This window comes from Streptomyces sp. NBC_01381, from assembly GCF_026340305.1.
GTDB lineage: Bacteria > Actinomycetota > Actinomycetes > Streptomycetales > Streptomycetaceae > Streptomyces.
The window spans coordinates 397,476-415,606 of sequence record NZ_JAPEPI010000002.1 but is presented as its reverse complement, the minus strand read 5'-3'; the positions used below and the strand labels follow the sequence as shown (position 1 = coordinate 415,606).

Here is an 18,131-nt window from a genome sequence, read left to right as displayed (position 1 = left end):
GCCAGGATTCCCGCTATGCCTTTCCCCGACTGGGGCACCGTCCCCACCTGGTTCAGCGCCACCGGCACGACCGGAGCGCTGTGGGTCGGCGCCATCACCCTGCGGCGTGCCCAGAACAAGGAACGCCGCTCCGAGGCCGACGCCGTGTCCTGCTACGACGGCCCCGGAGGTTGCTGCGGACACAAAGTCGGACCGGGATGGACCGTCCACGTCAGCAACGGGAGCAAGCGTCCCATTTACAACCTCTACGCGATCAGCTTCGACAGCGACACCGGCACCATGGGCCAGGCCCACCGCCTCTACAACGTCCTCCAGCCCGGAGTCAGCGACCACGAACACCTGACCGGGCAGAGGCCCACCTGGGATAGTCCCGGAGCCCTCCTCTTCCGCGACGCAGACGACACGTGGTGGATACGGGACCTGATGGAACAGAGCCTCTACCAGCAGCACCGCCATCTCCCCCTGGGTCGCGTCCCGCGCACCCGGCGCCGCCTGGAGAAGGAAGGGCGCCTGAAGAACCCCAGTCGGCCCCGGCGTGGTGGCAACGGTCACAAAGCTCCCTGGTGACCGACCGGGGAACGGACATGGCGTCAGTCGGTGGCGCCTCGCCGGGAATCGAGCGACACCACCGTGCCGCCGCGTGAGGCGATGTGCTCGCGCATCGCCTCGTTGTCGTGGTGTAGTGCGCCGATGACCGTGGCGGCGGCCTCCAGCTTCTGTTGGAGCTGGGTGCATTCCTGGGTCTTGGCCTTGAGTTTCCGCTGTAGTTCGGTGATCTCGGCATCTCGCCGGGACTCTCCGACGGTGCGGCGGCCGTGCTGGTCGAGGTAGGCGTCCCATTCGGCCATGACCACGGTGGCGCGGTTCATGGTGGCCCGGCTAACCCCGGCTTCCCGGTACAGGTTCTCCTTGGTCATCTTGCCGTCGGTGGCCTTCGGACGGCCTTCCATGAGCCGGGTCATGGCGTCCCTGAGTGCCTGGACTGCGGCGGGGGATGCTTCGCTCACGACTGCTGGCCCTTCTCGATGGTCGCTTCGACTTCGGCGAGTTGCTGTTTCAGCGCGTCGCGGTGGCAGGGGGCGAGCTTCGGTGACTGGAGCTGCTTGTTCAGGCTCTCCCGCTCTGCGCTCCAGATCGGCAGGTGGACGGGGGCGATGACGCTGTTGGCACACCGGTCGGGGCGGCACCGGTCCGGCTGCGGCTCGGTCATGGTGCCGGGGGCTGCGTTCTCCAGGCACACCGCGCCGGCGGGGTTTCGGGGGTCGAACGCGCAGTGGTTGAGGGTTCCGAACCGGATGGACATCTTCGACTTCCGCAGCAGGTCGAACTCCACGCGGGCGTCTCCATGCCGGGGTTGGGCGGTGGACCGCAGGCGTTCGGCGGTCTCCTGGATGGCAGTGAACTCGGCGGTGATCTTCTCTGCACCGGGGCCGAAGCCGACCGGCTTTCCTGCCTGAAAGTCGGCGTAGAAGTCGTTCAGGCGCTCGAAGTGGGCGTCTTCAACAGCGGTGTTGAGGAGCTTGGCCCAGTCGGCATCGTCGGCCATGTAGCCACCGGTGACCTGGTTGGACAGGGCGCGGGTCGCGACGTGCTTGAGCTGCATCCCAAGGGCGATCTCGGCTCCGGGGTGTTCGCCGACGAGCATGGCCATGGTCTTGCGGAAGCGGTGCGGCGCCGCCCCGCCGGGCGGGATGCGCAGGCCGTTCCAGCCGGAGTTCTCGTTGACGTGGTTGATGAAATTGTTGACCGAGTTCCCGCTGTCGAACGAGTCCCCGCAGGTCTCGCTGAGGATCGCGCCTGAACCGCAGTGGGTGGCGAAGATCAATTCGTCGTCCCACGACAGAGACTCGGCGACCGCAATGGCCTCAGCGACAGGTTCGATGATCCACCATCGCTCAGTCGGAGCGTCAGGATCAAGCTTGCGCTTGCGGGACACCAGGGCTGGTGCTCCGTAGTACTCGACCAGCGCGTTACGGTGGATCTCGCGAACCTCGCTGTCCCGCATCATCGAGAGCCCGATTACCAAGATGTAGCAGGCATCGCGCAGTGTGGTGATCTCGCGCCCCAGGGTCCGTGGGGCAAGTCCTCGATGCCAGGGACCCGTCGATTCATCCTGGCGTTCAATCTGTCGGAGCCGACCCCCGAGACCGCCCAGCACGCACCTTTCCGGGGTGGAAGCAGCAACGGCCATGACCCGTGCTCTGTTGTCCGGGTCGCGCTTGGCGTTCAGGTAGAGGGCCGCTGCCTTTGGAGAGGTACCGCTCAGCAGTCTGAGAAGGCTCCAGTTGACCGTGCCTTCAGCCACACGTCCCGCTGGTGTCCTTCCGCCGCCGTGGCTGGTGGGGTGGAGGGGGATGAGGTTGTCCTGGTCGGCAAGGTAGGTATTCAACCGCTCACGTGCCCCGGTGGTGCTGCGGGAGCTGTTCTCCATGAGGGTGCGGTATTGATCGCGGGCGCGCAGGATGTCCGGGGCAAAGTCGTGCACGTACGCCCAGGCGGCGCGGATGATCGCGAACCACACGGGCGGTGCGATGTTCTTCGTCCGTAGTTCGGGGTCTTTGGGGTTGTCAGCCACCTCGCGGGCTGTTTGTCCTGGCCACGGATCAGCCGAGAGGCCGCCGCCAGTCAGGGCGCGGGAGAGCTGGTGTAGCCGGCGCACCAGCCCGACGTAGCTCATGATGCTGCTGCCGCCCCGGCCAGTGCGCATGTCGTCGACGAAGGCACGGGCATCGTCCGGCTGCCACAACGAGAGATCATCCGGCATACGGTGCTCGGCCGCCCATGCGGCGAGTTGGCACAGGCGGTGGGTCTGCTGGCCCAGGGTGGAGACGGCTGCGGCTCGTCTGCCGAGGTGAACACCGCGGTCCAGGAGGGCTGGGTGCTGCGGGTTGAGCATGGCCATCGCGATTTCGCGGGCCCGCAGGTTCCAGATGCCGTCCAGACGATTCAAAGGGATGGACCACGCGGAGGCCGAGATGTTGGCGGCCTTGCGTGTGGCGGTCATCCGCCACGTGGTGGGGTCTCCGAAGCGCGGCACGGGGATGCCTGGGACGAGAGGGTGGGACTGGAGGACCGGTTCGTCGTCCGCGAAGACATCGCTTGCCAACGCGTCGTGCGTCGCGGCCTGGTGTACGGGGATCGGGGCACGGGTGTGCTTCATCGGTCGAATTCCGTATGTGAGGAGAGAGGGATCTGGAGGGTCAGGCTCTGGTCTTCGATCTGCTTGCGGGCGGCGGTGATCTCGTCAGAGGTCCGCTCGGCAAGAGCTGCGCGGAGGTTGGTCTGGCGCTGCCCCCATCTGGCGTCGAAGACGGGCGGGGTGAGCCGGTGGGTGAGCTGGTCCAGGAAGTCCCCGTAGAGCAGGAGTTGGGGCAGGTTGGACGGCAGGATAAAGGCGTTCTTGCACTCCAGGCAGCTCAAGGGCGCTGCGGGGCACAGCTCGCCGGGTTTCTTGGCGTAGGGCGAGTCATAGGGGTCGCGGCATTCGGAGACGCCCATGTTCAGGGCACCGTCCCGGATCTGGTCGGCCTGGTCGCGGCTGAGGTCCAGGGCGGCCAGCGCCTCGGGAGCGTTGAAGCTGGCTTCGGCGGCTTCGTCCAGGACGACGGGTCCGGTGACCGCCGTGTCGAACCATTCCCGCTGGGCCTGGGTGACGAGCTGGCCGGAGACGACGCGGAGCGTGGTGCCGCGTGCGTAGTGGTCGAGATATGTCTGCCGGGTGTGGTCGTCGGCGATGCGGTCCACGGCGCCGTGGTGGGCGATGGCCTTCTCTACCTTTCCGGACTTCCGCAGTCGGCGGATGTCGCGGGGCTGGGAGATGTCCAGGCCCTGACGGGTGCCCCATCCGCTGAAGCTGCCGTTCGGGAGATTCGGATTGAACGGACGGATCTGTGGTTCGCGGGAGCGCGGCAGCGTCGCCACGAGGAACAGCCGGTCTGCGTCCTCCGCGCCGGCCAGTTCGCGAGTCTGGGCGGTGACGGAGATCAGCCTGCGGAGCAACTCGGCCGCGTTGAGCTGTCCGGAGTCGGGGTGCGTCGCGGTGCGGGGCGCGTGGAATTCACGGGTACGGAGCTTGCGTGCTCGCCGCTTGCGCAGGGTGACGCGGACACCGAGCGAGGTGAACTCGACGTCGCTCTCGCCAAGGCCCGTGATCTCCTCGGGTGCGTGTCCGGTCGCCGCCATGATCAGGATGCGGAAGGCGTGCATATCGTCTTGCGTGACGTGCAGATAGGTGAGCAACCCCGTGCAGAACTGGCTGCGTGCCGAGTCTGGTCTGACGGCCCCGGCCCGGCTGGAGGCCAGCTCTCGCATCTCCTGTGTCCACGTGCTCAAGGGGGGCAGGCTGCGGGCGAGTTCACGCCAGGTGAACCCGCCGACCTGGACGGCCCACAGCAGGTTGGCGATGTCGGTCCATCCGTGAGCGGCAGGAGGTCCGCCCTGCGCCACCAGTTCGCGGCCACGGGCCAGCCGGTTCTCGGCCTCCCTCACCCCGGCCCACGCCGCGCGGAGGAGCGCGCCCTTCTCCTTGCGGGAGAACTCGTCCAGCTCGGATGACTTGCCGTACGGGACAGAGTGAGGAGCGGCAAGCAGCCTCAGCAGTCCCTCCGCCACGGAGACTTCTTCGCGCTGGGCGTGGGCGTTCATCAGTGCGCGCAGGTTGTCGATCAGTAGCGCCGGAGTCTCAGAGCCGGTCGCGTACTGAGCAGGTAGAAGCCTGCTGTGCTCGCGGACCAGGTGGGCGAGGTCCGGTACGTCGCGGGCGAGGGAGGCTGCTTCGGGGGAGGCCGCGTGAGTGTCTACGAATCCCGCGAACAGCTTGATCGTTCGGAGGTGCGTGTCCACGGCGGCGGAGCGCCACTGTCGCAGTTCGGCGAGGGAGGCCCATTCATCGGCGAGTTCGGATACCAGGCGCGTGCAGCGGAAGTCGGCCGGGGTGATGCGGAATGCCCTTGTGCCGGACCGGTTGTGCTGGGGGACGTGGACGACGCGGGGGCCGATCACAGCGGGCGGCTGTGTGCCGTGCGCCGCGACGGGTGTGGCTGGGGTGTGCTGGCCGCGTCTAGGCACGAGCCGCCTCCACGTCCAGGTGCCATGTCCGCAAGGCGATCTCGGCATACGTGGCGCCGTCGTGGTCGGTCCATTCACGGAAGGCGTCGTCCACGTAGTTCATGGGGTCGTCCATGTAACGCAGATATCCGAGGGTGCTGGTCAAGCGCTTATGTCCAAGTCGGCGCTGTACCCGAAGGATGGGGCCGAACAGGACGTGGTCATCCGGCGATGCCTTTGGGCCTGGAGGCATCTGGCCTTCGCGTTCCCACTTCATCCGGTAGAGCTGCTTGAGGAGCTGGAGGGCGTAGGTGTGGCGGGCGTCGTGGTAGCGCCATGGCTTGCGCGGAAGCGGGGGGACGCCGTCGGCGTCGGCGTACTTGACTGCTCGGTCCCAGGCGGCCCAACGGATGCGGTCCCAGGAGGCATCGCTGAGCATGAAGCCGCCCTGCCCGATGAAGACGGCGAGGGCTTCAAGGCCAAACTCGCCCTCGCGGACGAGTAGCCGGCGCATGTCAGGGTCGATGGCGGAGATCGTGAAGGTGCGGGTACGTCCTTCGAAGGTGCCGGTGAGGGTGCCGCGCTCGGTGTTGTTGGAGGTGACGATGAACAAGTCTTTCGCCTTGCGGGCGAGGTTGCGTGCGGCGGTGGCCGCCACAGCGTTCCGCTCGAACTGCCGGTAGTGGTGGATCATCTGGTGCGCGGCGGCCGGGACGTAGGCGTCTCGGGCGATCTTGTACTTGGCGCATGCCTGGAGACGGAAGTCGGAGCTGATGGCGGGGTTGTCCCAGCCTTCGCCGAGTTCGGGGATCAGGAGAGTTGACCACTCCTGCTTGCGCATCCCGGTGAGGAGCGCGGTCTCCTCGGAGGCCCGGCCGCGGTGGACAGTGTTGATTCCCCGGTAGGTGAAGTCAACGGTGCCGTCGGGAAGCATTCCCCCGAAGCCAACGTCGCGGAAGTACAGGTACTGCGGCAGCGTCATGTGCCGCACGTCCATCTCACGGATCGTTCCGCTGGTGAGGGGGTTGCGGCCGGTCGAGTCAAGCCGCACAGGCTTGCGCGTGATCAGGTTCTGGTCGCGGAGCCAGGTGTAGAGCCGGTCGATGACGCTGGCCTCGCGGCTCCATGTGGTGTCCTCGTCCACGGGCTTGTCTTGCAGCTGTGTGCGAGAGAAGCGGTACGCGACAAGGTCAGCTTCAGTGGCAGAGAGGATGTCGGTTCCCCGCTCTTCGAGGAAGGCCGCCAGCCGAAGGACGATGTAGGCATACGGCCGCATGGTGGCGGCGTCGCGCTTGCGCAGGGACAGCGAGCGGAACCATCCGGAGAGGTGTGGGATGGGCCGCATCTGTGAGTCGAGGAACACCGGGGTCTGGTCGAGGATGGCTCGGTGTTCGAGCATCCTCCGCACCTCCCCAGGTGACGGCCCCACTCCCGGCGGCCACTTCTCGACCAGTTTGGGCCTGATGTAGAACAGATTCACCTACGTCCCCCTGAGACAGTTTGAACTACAAGGAATAACACAACTACCCAACCGTTGCCCCTTAGTTCAGGCATCTCGTGAGACACGGATAAACTGTGTGGAGAAGGACGGCCACCGGATCAACCTGATCGACACTCCGGGCCATGTCGACTTCGCCGACGAGGTGGAGCGTTCGCTGCGGGTGCTCGACGGTGCGGTCGCGGTGTTCGACGCCGTCGCGGGCGTCGAACCGCAGAGCGAGTCGGTGTGGCGGCAGGCCGATCGGTACGACGTGCCGCGGATCGCGTTCGTCAACAAGCTGGACCGGGCGGGCGCCGATCTCGACACGGCGGTCGCCTCGATACGGGAGCGGCTGCACACGGTCCCGCTGGTGGTGCAGCTGCCGATCGGGCAGGAGGACGAGTTCACGGGCGTCGTGGACCTGCTGCGGATGCGCGCCCAGGTCTGGCACGCGGGCCGCGGCGATACGTACGACACACATGACGCGTACGAAGTGGTCCCGATCCCCGCGGCCCTGCGCGAACAGGCCGACCGGCGGCGGCACTTGCTGGAGGAGACGGTGGCCGAACTCCATCCGGCGGCGATGGAGGAGTACTGCACGACGTCGGCGCTCTCGACAGGGACACTGACCGCCGCGCTGCGCGATCTCACCCTCAGCGGTGAGGGCGTGGTGGTCCTGTGCGGCTCGGCCTACCGCAACCGCGGCATCGAGCCGCTGCTGGAGGCCGTGGTGTCCTACCTGCCGTCGCCGCAGGACGTACCGGCGATGCGCGGGAGCTGGGACGACGCCGTGCAGGAGCGCGCCGCCGACCCGACGGCGCCGTTCGCCGGCCTCGTCTTCAAGGTGAACGCGACGGCGACGGGACGGATGACGTATCTGCGCGTGTACTCGGGAACGATCACGAAGGGAGACACGGTGATGAACGCGGGCACGGGCCGCGGCGAGCGCATCGGCCGCATCCTGCGCGTGCAGGCCGACCGCCACGCGGAGTTGGACCGGGCGGTCGCCGGCGACATCGTGGCCGTGATCGGCCCGAAGTCCGCACGCGCCGGCAGCACGCTGTGCGCGCCCGACGCCCCGCTGGTCCTCGAACCGCCCGCGGTGACGGCATCGGTGGTCTCCGTGGCGGTCGAGGCCCGCAGGAACGTCGACACCGGACGGCTGTCGTCGGCCCTTGCCCGCCTGGTCGAGGAGGACCCCTCGCTCGCCGTGCGGGTCGACCCCGAGACCGGCCAGACGGTGCTCTCCGGCATGGGCGAACTGCATCTGGAGGTCGCGGTGGAGAAGATCCGCCGTACGCACGGCTTCGACGTCGAGGTCGGCCGCCCGCAGGTGTCCTACCGGGAGACGGTCGTGCGCGGGGTGTCAGGACTGACGTACCGGCATGTCAAACAGGAGGGAGGCGCGGGGCAGTTCGCGCATGTGGTGCTCGATGTCGAGCCGCTGGAGACGCACGCCTTTGTGTTCGACTCCACGGTCGTCGGCGGCCGGGTGCCGCAGGAGTACGTCCGTGCGGTGGAGGCCGGTTGCCGGGACGCTCTCGCGGAGGGCCCGCTCGGCGGCCATCCGGTGACGGGGCTGCGGGTGACGCTGACCGACGGGGCGACCCACTCCAAGGACTCCTCGGAGATGGCGTTCCGCACGGCGGGCCGCTTCGCGCTCCGCGAGGCGCTGCGGGCCGCCGAGATGGCCCTGCTCGAACCGGTCGTCGAGCTGACGGCCACGGTGCCGGACGACGCCGTCGGGGCCGTGCTCGGCGACTTGGCGGCGCGCCGCGGCCGCGTCTCGGCCTCGACCACGCGGGCCGGCACGGCGGTCCTCACGGCAACGGTGCCGCTGGCCGAGCTGTTCGGCTATGCGTCGCGCCTGCGCGGCCGTACGCAGGGCCGGGGGACGTTCACGACTCGGCCCACGGGGTACGCGGTGGTGCCGGCCGGGGTGCTGGTTCGGTAGCGCGCGACGACGGCCCCGCCCCTTGGGGGGGGCGGGGCCGTCGTCGGTGCGGGCTGGGGAGGGTCCCCGGGGGCGGAGGGTCAGACGTTGAAGCGGAACTCCACCACATCGCCGTCCTGCATCACATACTCCTTGCCCTCCATGCGTGCCTTGCCGGCCGCGCGGGCGTCGGCGACCGAGCCCGTTTCGACCAGGTCCGCGAAGGAGATGACCTCGGCCTTGATGAAGCCCTTCTGGAAGTCCGTGTGGATCACACCGGCCGCCTCGGGGGCCGTCGCGCCCTGGGAGATCGTCCAGGCGCGGGACTCCTTGGGGCCTGCCGTGAGGTACGTCTGGAGGCCGAGGGTGCGGAAGCCGACGTGGGCGAGGGTGGCGAGGCCGGGCTCTTCCTGGCCCACCGACTGGAGGAGTTCGAGGGCCTCGTCGTCGTCCAGCTCGGCGAGGTCCGCCTCCAGCTTGGCGTTGAGGAAGATCGCCTCGGCGGGGGCGACCAGGGCGCGCTGCTCGGCCTTGAAGTCGTCGTCCGTCAGCTCGTCCTCGTCCACATTGAAGACGTAGAGGAAGGGCTTGGTGGTGAGGAGGTGCAGGTCGTGCAGGAGTTCCTCGTTGCCCGAGCCCTGGACGATGCCCGCGGAGAAGAGCGTGTCGCCGCGCTCCAGGATCGCCTGGGCCTCCTCGACCGCCTTCACCTTCGGGGCGATGTCCTTCTTGATCCGCGACTCCTTCTGGAGGCGGGGGAGGACCTTCTCGATGGTCTGGAGGTCGGCGAGGATCAGCTCGGTGTTGATCGTCTCGATGTCGTTCTTCGGGGAGACCTTGCCGTCCACGTGGACGACGTTCTCGTCCTTGAAGGCACGGATGACCTGGCAGATCGCGTCCGACTCGCGGATGTTCGCGAGGAACTTGTTGCCGAGGCCCTCGCCCTCGCTGGCGCCGCGCACGATGCCCGCGATGTCTACGAAGTCGACCGTCGCCGGAAGGATCTTCTGCGAGCTGAAGATTTCGGCGAGCTGGGTGAGGCGGGGGTCGGGGACGCCGACCACGCCGACGTTGGGCTCGATCGTGGCGAACGGGTAGTTGGCCGCAAGCACGTCGTTCTTGGTCAGGGCGTTGAACAGGGTCGACTTGCCGACATTGGGCAGACCGACGATTCCGATCGTGAGCGACACGTTGCGACTTCCCGTACGTGAGGGCTGTGGGTGGACGGCCCTGAGGGCCGGAGAGCGACCGTGGGGCGATCCCCCAGTCTACGGCGTGCGGGCCCGGCCCTCGTCGGCGTACCGCTCGCGGATCGAACGCTTGGCCAAGGTCGGCCAAAGGGCGTGTCCCAGGCAGGATTATCAGTATGGGTCGACCTAGGTTGGTCCGGTGGAGCAACACAGGACGCGTCCCCCTCAGCATCCGGCCCGGCCGCGGCGCACCGCGCCCCTGCCCCCGCAGGGCAGGCCCGCCGAATCGTCGGCGGTCTACCGCGCCGCGTCCCGCCCCCGCCGTCCCGCCCCGCCCTTCGTACGCAAACTGCGCATGCTGCCGCTCTATCGCTTCTACCGCGCGCTGCGCCGGATGCCCAACCCGCGTCTGACCGGGCTCGGGTCCGGGCTCTTCTGTGCCGCGACGATGTTTCTGCTCGCCTGTCTGCTGTGGCTGTTCTTCGGCAGCTCGAACGGCTCGCTTGTCGCCTACGGGGTGCTGTTCGTGCCCGTCAGCGCGCTGACCGCGCTCTGGGTGCGGCCGGTCGACCTGGTGACCGCGCCGGTCGCGGTGCCGATCGCCTTCGTGGCCGGGCTGCCGCCGGTCTCGGGGGGCAGCGGCGGCTTCGGCGGGCAATTCATGGGGCTGATCACCGCGCTCGCGCTGCACGCGGGCTGGCTGTACGGGGGGACGCTGGTCGCCGGGGTCCTCGTGATCGTCCGGCGGATCCGGTTCCTCGCGCAGCGGCGGCGGGCGCGCGCCGCTGCTGCCGCCGCCGGGCCGCGGACGCCTCGGCGGCGGATGCCCGCCACGTAACCCCTACGGGCTCTAGGCCTCGCCCGCGGCCGCCATCGCCGCGCCCACGATGCCCGCGTTGTTCTGCAGCTGCGCCGGGACCAGCTCCGCGCGGATGCCCTTGATCAGGGGCAGGAACTTCTCGGCCTTGCGGCTCACACCGCCGCCGATGATGACGAGCTCGGGCGAGAACAGCATCTCGACGTGTGCCAGATACTTCTGGACGCGGCGCGCCCAGTGCTCCCAGCTCAGGTCCTCGTCCTCCTTGGCCTTGGACGAGGCGCGCTTCTCCGCGTCGTGGCCGTGCAGTTCGAGGTGGCCGAGCTCCGTGTTCGGGACCAGGCGGCCGCCGGTGAAGAGGGCGCTGCCGATGCCGGTGCCGAAGGTGAGCAGCAGGACCGTGCCCTTGTGGCCGCGGCCCGCGCCGAAGTGCATCTCGGCGACGCCCGCCGCGTCCGCGTCGTTCAGGACCGTGACGGGGACGCCGCCGAGCCGGTCGGACGCCAGGGCCTGGATGTCCGTACCGATCCAGCTCTTGTCGACGTTGGCCGCCGTGCGCGCCGTGCCGTCGGTGATCACGCCGGGGAACGTGGCGCCGACCGGGCCCTTCCAGGCGAAGTGCTCGACGACCTCGCGCACCTTGTCGGCCACGCCGTCGGGCGTGGCCGGATGCGGGGTCAGGACCTTGTGCCGCTCTTGTGCCAGGTCTCCGCGGTCCAGGTCAACGGGAGCGCCCTTGATCCCTGATCCGCCGATGTCCACACCGAAGATCTGCATGGACACCACGTTACGACGCCGGACTGACAGTCACTTCTCGGCGGAGAGTTCCGCAGCCTCCGCGCGCAGGTCGCGGCGGAGCTCCTTGGGCAGCGAGAAGGTGATGGACTCCTCGGCCGTCTTCACCGTTTCCACGTCGCCGTAGCCCCGCTCGGCAAGCCACTCGATGACGCCGTCCACCAGGACGTCGGGAACGGATGCGCCCGAGGTCAGGCCGACCGTGGTCACGCCCTCCAGCCAGGCCTCGTCGATCTCGTCGGCGTTGTCGACGAGGTGCGACGCCGGCACGCCCGCCTCCAGGGCGACCTCGACCATGCGGATCGAGTTCGAGGAGTTCTTGGAGCCGACGACGATGACGAGATCGGCGTCCTCGGCGAGCTTCTTCACGGCGATCTGGCGGTTCTGCGTGGCGTAGCAGATGTCGTCGCTGGGAGGGGAGATGAGGCCCGGGAACTTCGTCTTCAGGGCGTCTACCGTCTCCATCGTCTCGTCGACCGAGAGCGTGGTCTGGGAGAGCCAGACGACCTTGTCGGGGTCGCGGACCTCGACGTTCGCGACGTCGTCGGGGCCGTCGACCAGCGTGATGTGGTCGGGCGCCTCACCCGACGTGCCGATGACCTCCTCGTGGCCCTCATGGCCGATCAGGAGGATGTCGAAGTCGTCCTTGGCGAAGCGGACCGCTTCTTTGTGGACCTTCGTGACGAGGGGGCACGTCGCGTCGATGGTGGCGAGCTTCCGCTCGGCGGCCTCGGCGTGGACGGTCGGGGCGACGCCGTGCGCGGAGAACATGACGATGGAGCCCTCGGGGACCTCCGCCGTCTCCTCGACGAAGATCGCGCCCTTCTTCTCCAGGGTCTGCACCACGTACTTGTTGTGCACGATCTCGTGGCGGACATAGATCGGGGACCCGTACTGCTCAAGGGCCTTCTCGACGGCGATCACGGCACGGTCCACACCCGCGCAGTAGCCGCGGGGGGCGGCGAGCAGGACTCGGCGGGCAGGAGTCGAAGCAGTCATACCCACCATCGTAAGGCCGAGCCCAGCGCGTCAAAGATCGCCTCCTTGGGGAGACTGGGGGTCCGCGTTCACTTACGGAGGCGAGATGTCCGGTAGCTCAGGCAGTGCGGCCGATTCCGGTCCTGGTACCGGTACCGGCACCGCTGTCGAAGGGGACGGGCTGCGGCGCAGTCTCGGCTTCCGGGATCTCGTCGTCTACGGACTGCTGTTCATCGCCCCCATGGCGCCGGTCGGTGTCTTCGGGACGCTCGACGCCAAGTCGCACGGGGCCGTCGCGCTCGTCTACGTCATCGCCACGATCTCCATGGCGTTCACCGCCTTCAGTTACGCCCAGATGGTGCGGGTGGTCCCCCAGGCGGGCTCCGTCTTCGCGTACGCGCGCGTGGGGCTCGGCAACGGGGCCGGGTTCATCGCCGGGTGGATGGCGATGCTGGATTATTTGCTGATTCCGGCGGTGGCGTATCTCTTCTCCGGGATCGCGATGGAGGCGCTGGTGCCTTCCGTGTCCCGGTGGGTGTGGACGGCGATCGCGGTTCTGGTGACGACCGCGCTGAACCTGTGGGGCGTGCGGGCCGCTGCGCGGGTGGGGTTCCTCGTGCTCGCCATGGAGATCGTGGTCCTGCTCGTCTTCATCGTGTCGGCGATCGTCGTGCTGGCACAGGACGGGGCTGAGCGGGACTGGCTGTCGCCGCTGACCGGGGACGGCTCGCAGGGGGCGTTCGCGCTGTCGGCCGTCGTGGGGGCGGTGTCGGTGGCGGTGCTCTCGTATCTGGGCTTCGATGCGATCGCCTCGTTCGCGGAGGAGGTGACGGGGGGCTCGGCGAAGGTGGCGCGGGCGGTGCTGTTCTGTCTGGCGCTCGCGGGTGTGCTGTTCATCGCCCAGACCTATCTGGTGGCGCTCCTGGAGCCGCTGTCGTCCGCGGAGCTCGCGGCGGAGCCGGGCAAACAGGGGTCCGCTTTCTACGATGCCGTCGACTCGGCGGTGGGTGACTGGCTGCACGACACGGTGGCCGTCAGCAAGGCGATCGGCGCGGCGTTCGCGGCGCTCGCCGGGCAGGCGGCGGCGGGGCGGCTGCTCTTCGCCATGGCGCGGGACCGGCGGCTGCCGCGGGCGCTGTCGCGGACGGATTCCGGTACGCCGCGGGTCGCGCTGCTGTGCGCGGCCGTCGTGACGATGGTGGCCGCGGTGTGGGCGGCGCGGCGGGACGACGGGATGGACCACCTGGTGTCGGTGGTCGACATCGGGGCGCTGACGGCGTTCGTGCTGTTGCACGCGAGCGTGGTGGGGTGGTTCGTGGTGCGGCGGCGTGAGGGGGCCTTCAGCTGGTGGCGGCACTTGCTCGTCCCTGTGCTGGGGGCTGCGATCACTGTCGCCGTGATCGTGGAGGCTGCGGGGTCCGCGCAGGTGGTGGGGTTGATCTGGTTCGTGGTGGGGCTTGTGGTGCTGGTTGCCCAGAGGGCTCGGCGGGAGTCCTTGTAGCCGCCGACTGCCGCTGCGCGGTCTCTGCGGGTCGACTCCGGACTGGGCCGCCGCTTCGCGGCGGATCTTTCCCGCCCACCCGCCCGATTGCTCTGCGGTGGGGGGGGTGGGTGGGCCAGCCGGTGCGTCGGGGCGGTGGGTGGGCGTCGGGCCAAGGGCGGGGGCCAGTGGGCGGGCGTCGGGGCGGTGGGTGGGCGTCGCGCCAAGGGTGGGGGGCCAGTGGGCGCGTGTCGGGGCGGTGGGTGGGCCTGGGCGTTGGGGCAGTGGGGGGTGGTTTTACGGGGTTGGCCTGTCAGTACGGGCCTATACGCTCGGGGGATGGCTCTCAATACGTCTGCTGATGCTCCGTTGCCCGTGGGTGAGGTGTCTCGGCTCATCGGGGGGTGGATCGATCGGCTTGGTGCCGTGTGGGTCGAGGGGCAGATCACGCAGTTGTCGCGGCGGCCCGGTGCCGGGGTCGTTTTTATGACGCTGCGGGATCCGTCCCACGACATCTCGGTCAGTGTCACCTGCTATCGGCAGGTGTTCGACGCCGTCGCCGACGTCGTCTCCGAGGGCGCCCGCGTCGTCGTACACGCCAAGCCCGAGTGGTACGCGCCTCGGGGGCAGCTCTCCCTGCGGGCCGCCGAGATAAAGCCCGTGGGTGTTGGGGAACTGCTTGCTCGGATTGAGCAGTTGAAGAAGAGTCTTGCCGGGGAAGGGTTGTTCGCCGCCGAGCGGAAGCAGGCCCTGCCCTTCCTGCCCCAGCTCATCGGGCTCGTCACCGGGCGCGCTTCCGCCGCCGAGCGGGACGTGCTGGAGAACGCCCGGCACCGCTGGCCCGCCGTCCGCTTCGAGGTGCGCAACGTGCCCGTCCAGGGCGTGCACGCCGTTCCGCAGGTCGTGCAGGCCGTCAAGGATCTCGACGCGCTCGATGACGTCGACGTGATCATCGTGGCGCGCGGTGGCGGCAGCGTCGAGGATCTGCTGCCGTTCTCGGACGAGCAGCTGGTGCGTGCCGTCGCCTCGTGCCGTACGCCCGTCGTCTCCGCCATCGGGCACGAGCCGGACAATCCGCTGCTCGATTACGTCGCCGATCTGCGCGCCTCGACTCCGACGGATGCCGCCAAGAAGGTCGTGCCGGACGTCGGCGAGGAGCACGAGCGGGTGCGCTGGCTGCGGGACCGGGCGCGGCGCAGCATCGATGCCCTGCTACAGCGGGAGGACCGTGGGCTCGCGCACGCCCTCGCCCGGCCCTCCATGGAGAACCCGCACCGCATGGTCGAGGAGCGCGAGGAGCAGGTCTCGGCCCTCGTGGACCGCAGCCGCCGCACGCTCGGGCATCTCCTGGACCGCGCCGGTTCGGAGCTGACGCACACCCACGCGCGCGTGGTGGCCCTCTCCCCCGCCGCGACCCTTCAGCGGGGGTACGCGGTGCTGCAGAAGGCGGACGGCGCCGTGGTGCGCGCCGCCGACGAGGTCGCCGCCGACGAGGAGTTGCGGGCACGCGTGGCCGAGGGCGAATTCACCGTACGAACCGTACAAGTCGACATTTAGGGTGGGCGCATGACCAGCAAGACGGACGAGGCCACCGGCGCGGCGGACGCGCTCGGCTACGAGCAGGCGCGGGACGAGCTCATCGAGGTCGTACGCCGCCTGGAGGCGGGCGGCACGACCCTGGAGGAGTCGCTCGCCCTGTGGGAGCGGGGCGAGGAGCTGTCCAAGGTGTGCCGGCGGTGGCTGGACGGGGCGCGGGCCAGGCTGGACGCCGCCTTGGCCGGGCCCGAGGGCGACGGGGACGCCGAGGGCGACGACCAGGGCTGAGCGCGGGTTCGGGCGGGGCGGAATCTCCCCGCCCGCCCCCGTACGGAAAGATGTGAAGCGGATCACCATGCTCCAGTTTTTGTTGAATCTTAAACCGCAGCGGCGTACCTTCGGTCGAGCAAGCTGATCCACGCACGCACCGAGAAGGTTGATCCATGTCTCTCGCCCTTGACCCCGCCGCCCAGGACCTGCTCTTCCGCGAGGCCCGCACCGCGAACACCTTCACCGACGAGCCGGTCACCGAGGAGCAGGTTCAGGCGATCTACGACCTGGTCAAGTTCGGCCCGACCGCCTTCAACCTCTCCTCGCTGCGCATCACGCTCGTCCGCTCCCCCGAGGCCCGCGAGCGCCTGGTCAAGCACATGGCCGAGGGCAACCAGCCGAAGACCGCGAGCGCCCCGCTCGTCGCGATCCTCTCCGCGGACAACGAGTTCCACGAGGAGCTGCCGGCCCTGCTCCCGCACTTCCCGCAGGCCGCGGACATCTTCTTCACCGAGCGCCCGGTCCGTGAGGGTGCCGCGCACCTCAACGCCGCCCTCCAGGCCGCCTACTTCATCATCGGCGTGCGCGCCGCCGGCCTGGCCGCGGGCCCGATGACCGGCTTCGACTTCGCCGGCGTCCAGAAGGAGTTCCTGGACGACGACCACACCCCGGTGATGGTCATCAACATCGGCAAGCCGGGCGACGACGCCTGGTTCCCGCGCTCCCCGCGCCTGGAGATCGACCAGGTCATCACGACCGTCTGAGTCGCACCCCCGACCATCAATGCGAAGGGCCCCCGGCAGCTGCCGGGGGCCCTTCGCATTGCCGTACGCGTCCGTGCGCGTCCTCAGGACGTCTTCAGCGCCTGCGCCATCTCCGTCAGCTGACCGAACGACGCTGTGCCCGCGACCACCGTCGTCGCGCCCTTGTCCTGGCTCACCAGGGCGTCGTACGTCTTGCCCTCGTAGCGCTGCCAGGTCCGGCCGCCGATCTCCTCGGTGGTCTTCGTCTTCACCGCGCGCTGGGTGGCCTCGTCGATGAACTCGGACGGCTTGCCCGTGGACTGCTTGACCGCGACGTACTCGCCGTCCGGGTCCAGAAAGCCCAGGTGCCAGCTGTCGTGCTTGGCGCCGTCGAAACGGACCGACGTCGGCTTCCACGCCTTGGCCAGACCCTCGGGCGCGGCCACCGGATACGCCGCGGCCCTGCGGGCGGTCAGCAGCTCCACGCGGTAGTCCACGCGCTTGACGGGGGTCTTGGACTCGTCGTGCGGGATGAAGATGTAGATGACGCCCGCGACGAGGCAGATCACCACCATCGACCACAGCATGTTCCGCACGGTCTGCTTGCCTTGTCTTCCAGCCACGTGCCCCATCGTCGCAGGTCCCCGCGGACCCCTTGCGCCCGCCCTGGGCACCCGCGTCCGGTCCGCTCATGCGTGGGGCCCTCTGCTCATTTTGTCGGCCTGCGGATAGAGTCATTCACAAACCCTCATCCGGCCGTCGTCGTATCAGCAGAAAGGTGCGCTCCGATGACCGAGCATCATCTCCCGTCCGAGCTCGAAGTCTCCCCCGAGGCCCCCGACCGCAACCTCGCCCTGGAACTCGTCCGGGTCACCGAGGCCGCCGCCATGGCCGCGGGCCGCTGGGTCGGCCGCGGCGACAAGAACGGCGCCGACGGGGCCGCCGTCAGGGCCATGCGGACCCTCGTCCACACCGTCTCGATGAACGGCGTCGTCGTCATCGGGGAGGGCGAGAAGGACGAGGCCCCGATGCTCTTCAACGGAGAGCACATCGGTGACGGCACCGGCGCCGAGGTCGACATCGCCGTCGACCCGATCGACGGCACGACCCTGTGCGCGAAGGGCATGCCGAACGCCATCGCCGTGCTCGCCGCCGCCGACCGCGGCGCCATGTTCGACCCGTCCGCGGTCTTCTACATGGACAAGCTGGTCACGGGCCCGGAGGCCGCCGACTACGTGGACATCAACGCCCCGGCGTCCGTCAACATCCGGCGCGTCGCCAAGGCGAAGAACTCCGCGCCCGAGGACGTCACGGTCATGATCCTCGACCGCCCCCGCCACGAGGGCATCGTCAAGGAGATCCGCGAGACCGGCGCGCGCATCAAGTTCATCTCGGACGGCGACGTCGCGGGCTCGATCATGGCCGTGCGCGAAGGCACCGGCGTCGACATGCTCATGGGCATCGGCGGCACCCCGGAAGGCATCATCTCGGCCTGCGCGATCAAGTGCCTCGGCGGTGTGATCCAGGGCAAGCTGTGGCCGAAGGACGACGCGGAGCGGCAGCGCGCGATCGACGCGGGCCACGACCTGGACCGCACGCTCTCCACGACCGATCTGGTCCGCGGGGACAACGTCTTCTTCGTCGCGACGGGCATCACCGACGGCGAGCTGCTCCAGGGCGTGCGGTACGGCGCGGAGACCGCGTCGACCTCGTCGCTGGTCATGCGCTCCAAGTCGGGCACGATCCGCAAGATCGAGTCCGACCACCGGCTCTCGAAGCTGCGCGCGTACAGCGCCATCGACTTCGACCGCGCGAAGTAGCAGACAGCACGTAGCAAGCGGGCTCTGCAGAGCGCCAGTTGCG

Annotated in this window: 16 protein-coding genes; 8 read left to right on the top strand and 8 right to left on the bottom strand. The window is 68.9% G+C overall.

Features of this window, described 5'->3' with window-relative positions; all coding sequences use genetic code 11:
* The first annotated feature begins 15 nt into the window (after window positions 1-15).
* Window positions 16-567 (top strand): hypothetical protein, encoded by a 552-nt coding sequence (locus tag OG453_RS23625; RefSeq protein ID WP_266870448.1) that lies wholly within the window; start codon window positions 16-18, stop codon window positions 565-567.
* Between the two features lie 23 nt (window positions 568-590).
* Here the strand turns inward: OG453_RS23625 and OG453_RS23620 are convergent, their stop codons facing one another.
* From OG453_RS23620 to OG453_RS23605, 4 genes are all read right to left on the bottom strand, one after another.
* Window positions 591-1,007: a hypothetical protein gene (locus OG453_RS23620; RefSeq protein WP_266870447.1), complete on the bottom strand. Its 417-nt coding sequence runs from the start codon at window positions 1,005-1,007 to the stop codon at window positions 591-593.
* A complete protein-coding gene (locus OG453_RS23615; protein WP_266870446.1) occupies window positions 1,004-3,004 on the bottom strand; it encodes a hypothetical protein in 2,001 nt (666 codons plus the stop codon). Before OG453_RS23615 ends, OG453_RS23620 begins: the two co-directional genes overlap by 4 nt.
* Before the next feature lie 152 nt (window positions 3,005-3,156).
* Entirely contained in the window at window positions 3,157-5,067 is a 1,911-nt protein-coding gene (locus OG453_RS23610) for a hypothetical protein (protein ID WP_266870445.1), read from the bottom strand.
* Window positions 5,060-6,445 (bottom strand): site-specific integrase, encoded by a 1,386-nt coding sequence (locus tag OG453_RS23605; protein ID WP_266870444.1) that lies wholly within the window; start codon window positions 6,443-6,445, stop codon window positions 5,060-5,062. Before OG453_RS23605 ends, OG453_RS23610 begins: the two co-directional genes overlap by 8 nt.
* Before the next feature lie 115 nt (window positions 6,446-6,560).
* Between OG453_RS23605 and fusA the strand changes: the two genes are divergently transcribed.
* Entirely contained in the window at window positions 6,561-8,480 is a 1,920-nt protein-coding gene (gene fusA, locus OG453_RS23600; protein ID WP_266873102.1) for an elongation factor G, read from the top strand.
* Window positions 8,481-8,560: 80 nt separating this feature from the next.
* Here fusA and ychF read toward each other — a convergent pair whose 3' ends face one another.
* A complete protein-coding gene (gene ychF, locus OG453_RS23595) occupies window positions 8,561-9,649 on the bottom strand; it encodes a redox-regulated ATPase YchF (RefSeq protein ID WP_266870443.1) in 1,089 nt (362 codons plus the stop codon).
* Between the two features lie 355 nt (window positions 9,650-10,004).
* Between ychF and OG453_RS23590 the strand changes: the two genes are divergently transcribed.
* The gene (locus tag OG453_RS23590) at window positions 10,005-10,487 is read left to right on the top strand and encodes a DUF6542 domain-containing protein (RefSeq protein ID WP_323178710.1); all 483 of its coding nucleotides are present in this window, start codon (window positions 10,005-10,007) and stop codon (window positions 10,485-10,487) included.
* Window positions 10,488-10,499: 12 nt separating this feature from the next.
* Here OG453_RS23590 and ppgK read toward each other — a convergent pair whose 3' ends face one another.
* Together ppgK and OG453_RS23580 are read right to left on the bottom strand one after the other, a co-directional pair.
* A complete protein-coding gene (gene ppgK / locus OG453_RS23585) occupies window positions 10,500-11,243 on the bottom strand; it encodes a polyphosphate--glucose phosphotransferase (protein WP_266870441.1) in 744 nt (247 codons plus the stop codon).
* Between the two features lie 30 nt (window positions 11,244-11,273).
* Window positions 11,274-12,260 carry a 4-hydroxy-3-methylbut-2-enyl diphosphate reductase gene (locus OG453_RS23580; RefSeq protein WP_266870440.1) on the bottom strand — a complete coding sequence of 329 codons (987 nt, stop codon included), beginning with the start codon at window positions 12,258-12,260 and terminating at the stop codon, window positions 11,274-11,276.
* A gap of 85 nt (window positions 12,261-12,345) precedes the next feature.
* Here OG453_RS23580 and OG453_RS23575 point away from each other — a divergent pair, with 85 nt between their 5' ends.
* The 4 genes from OG453_RS23575 (at window position 12,346) to OG453_RS23560 (ending at window position 16,289) form a co-directional block, all read left to right on the top strand.
* On the top strand, window positions 12,346-13,740 hold the full coding sequence (locus OG453_RS23575) for an APC family permease (RefSeq protein ID WP_266870439.1): 1,395 nt from the start codon (window positions 12,346-12,348) through the stop codon (window positions 13,738-13,740).
* A 318-nt stretch (window positions 13,741-14,058) separates the two neighbouring features.
* Window positions 14,059-15,276 carry an exodeoxyribonuclease VII large subunit gene (gene xseA / locus OG453_RS23570; RefSeq protein WP_266870438.1) on the top strand — a complete coding sequence of 406 codons (1,218 nt, stop codon included), beginning with the start codon at window positions 14,059-14,061 and terminating at the stop codon, window positions 15,274-15,276.
* Between the two features lie 9 nt (window positions 15,277-15,285).
* Complete coding sequence (locus OG453_RS23565; protein ID WP_266870437.1) at window positions 15,286-15,543, top strand: exodeoxyribonuclease VII small subunit; 258 nt, start codon at window positions 15,286-15,288, stop codon at window positions 15,541-15,543.
* 155 nt (window positions 15,544-15,698) lie between these two features.
* Window positions 15,699-16,289 (top strand): malonic semialdehyde reductase, encoded by a 591-nt coding sequence (locus OG453_RS23560; protein WP_266870436.1) that lies wholly within the window; start codon window positions 15,699-15,701, stop codon window positions 16,287-16,289.
* A gap of 83 nt (window positions 16,290-16,372) precedes the next feature.
* On the opposite strand, the gene OG453_RS23555 is transcribed toward OG453_RS23560, so the two are convergent.
* Window positions 16,373-16,891 carry a DUF4245 domain-containing protein gene (locus tag OG453_RS23555; RefSeq protein WP_266870435.1) on the bottom strand — a complete coding sequence of 173 codons (519 nt, stop codon included), beginning with the start codon at window positions 16,889-16,891 and terminating at the stop codon, window positions 16,373-16,375.
* Between the two features lie 165 nt (window positions 16,892-17,056).
* Here OG453_RS23555 and glpX point away from each other — a divergent pair, with 165 nt between their 5' ends.
* Complete coding sequence (gene glpX, locus OG453_RS23550; protein ID WP_266870434.1) at window positions 17,057-18,088, top strand: class II fructose-bisphosphatase; 1,032 nt, start codon at window positions 17,057-17,059, stop codon at window positions 18,086-18,088.
* The last annotated feature ends 43 nt before the right edge of the window (window positions 18,089-18,131 follow it).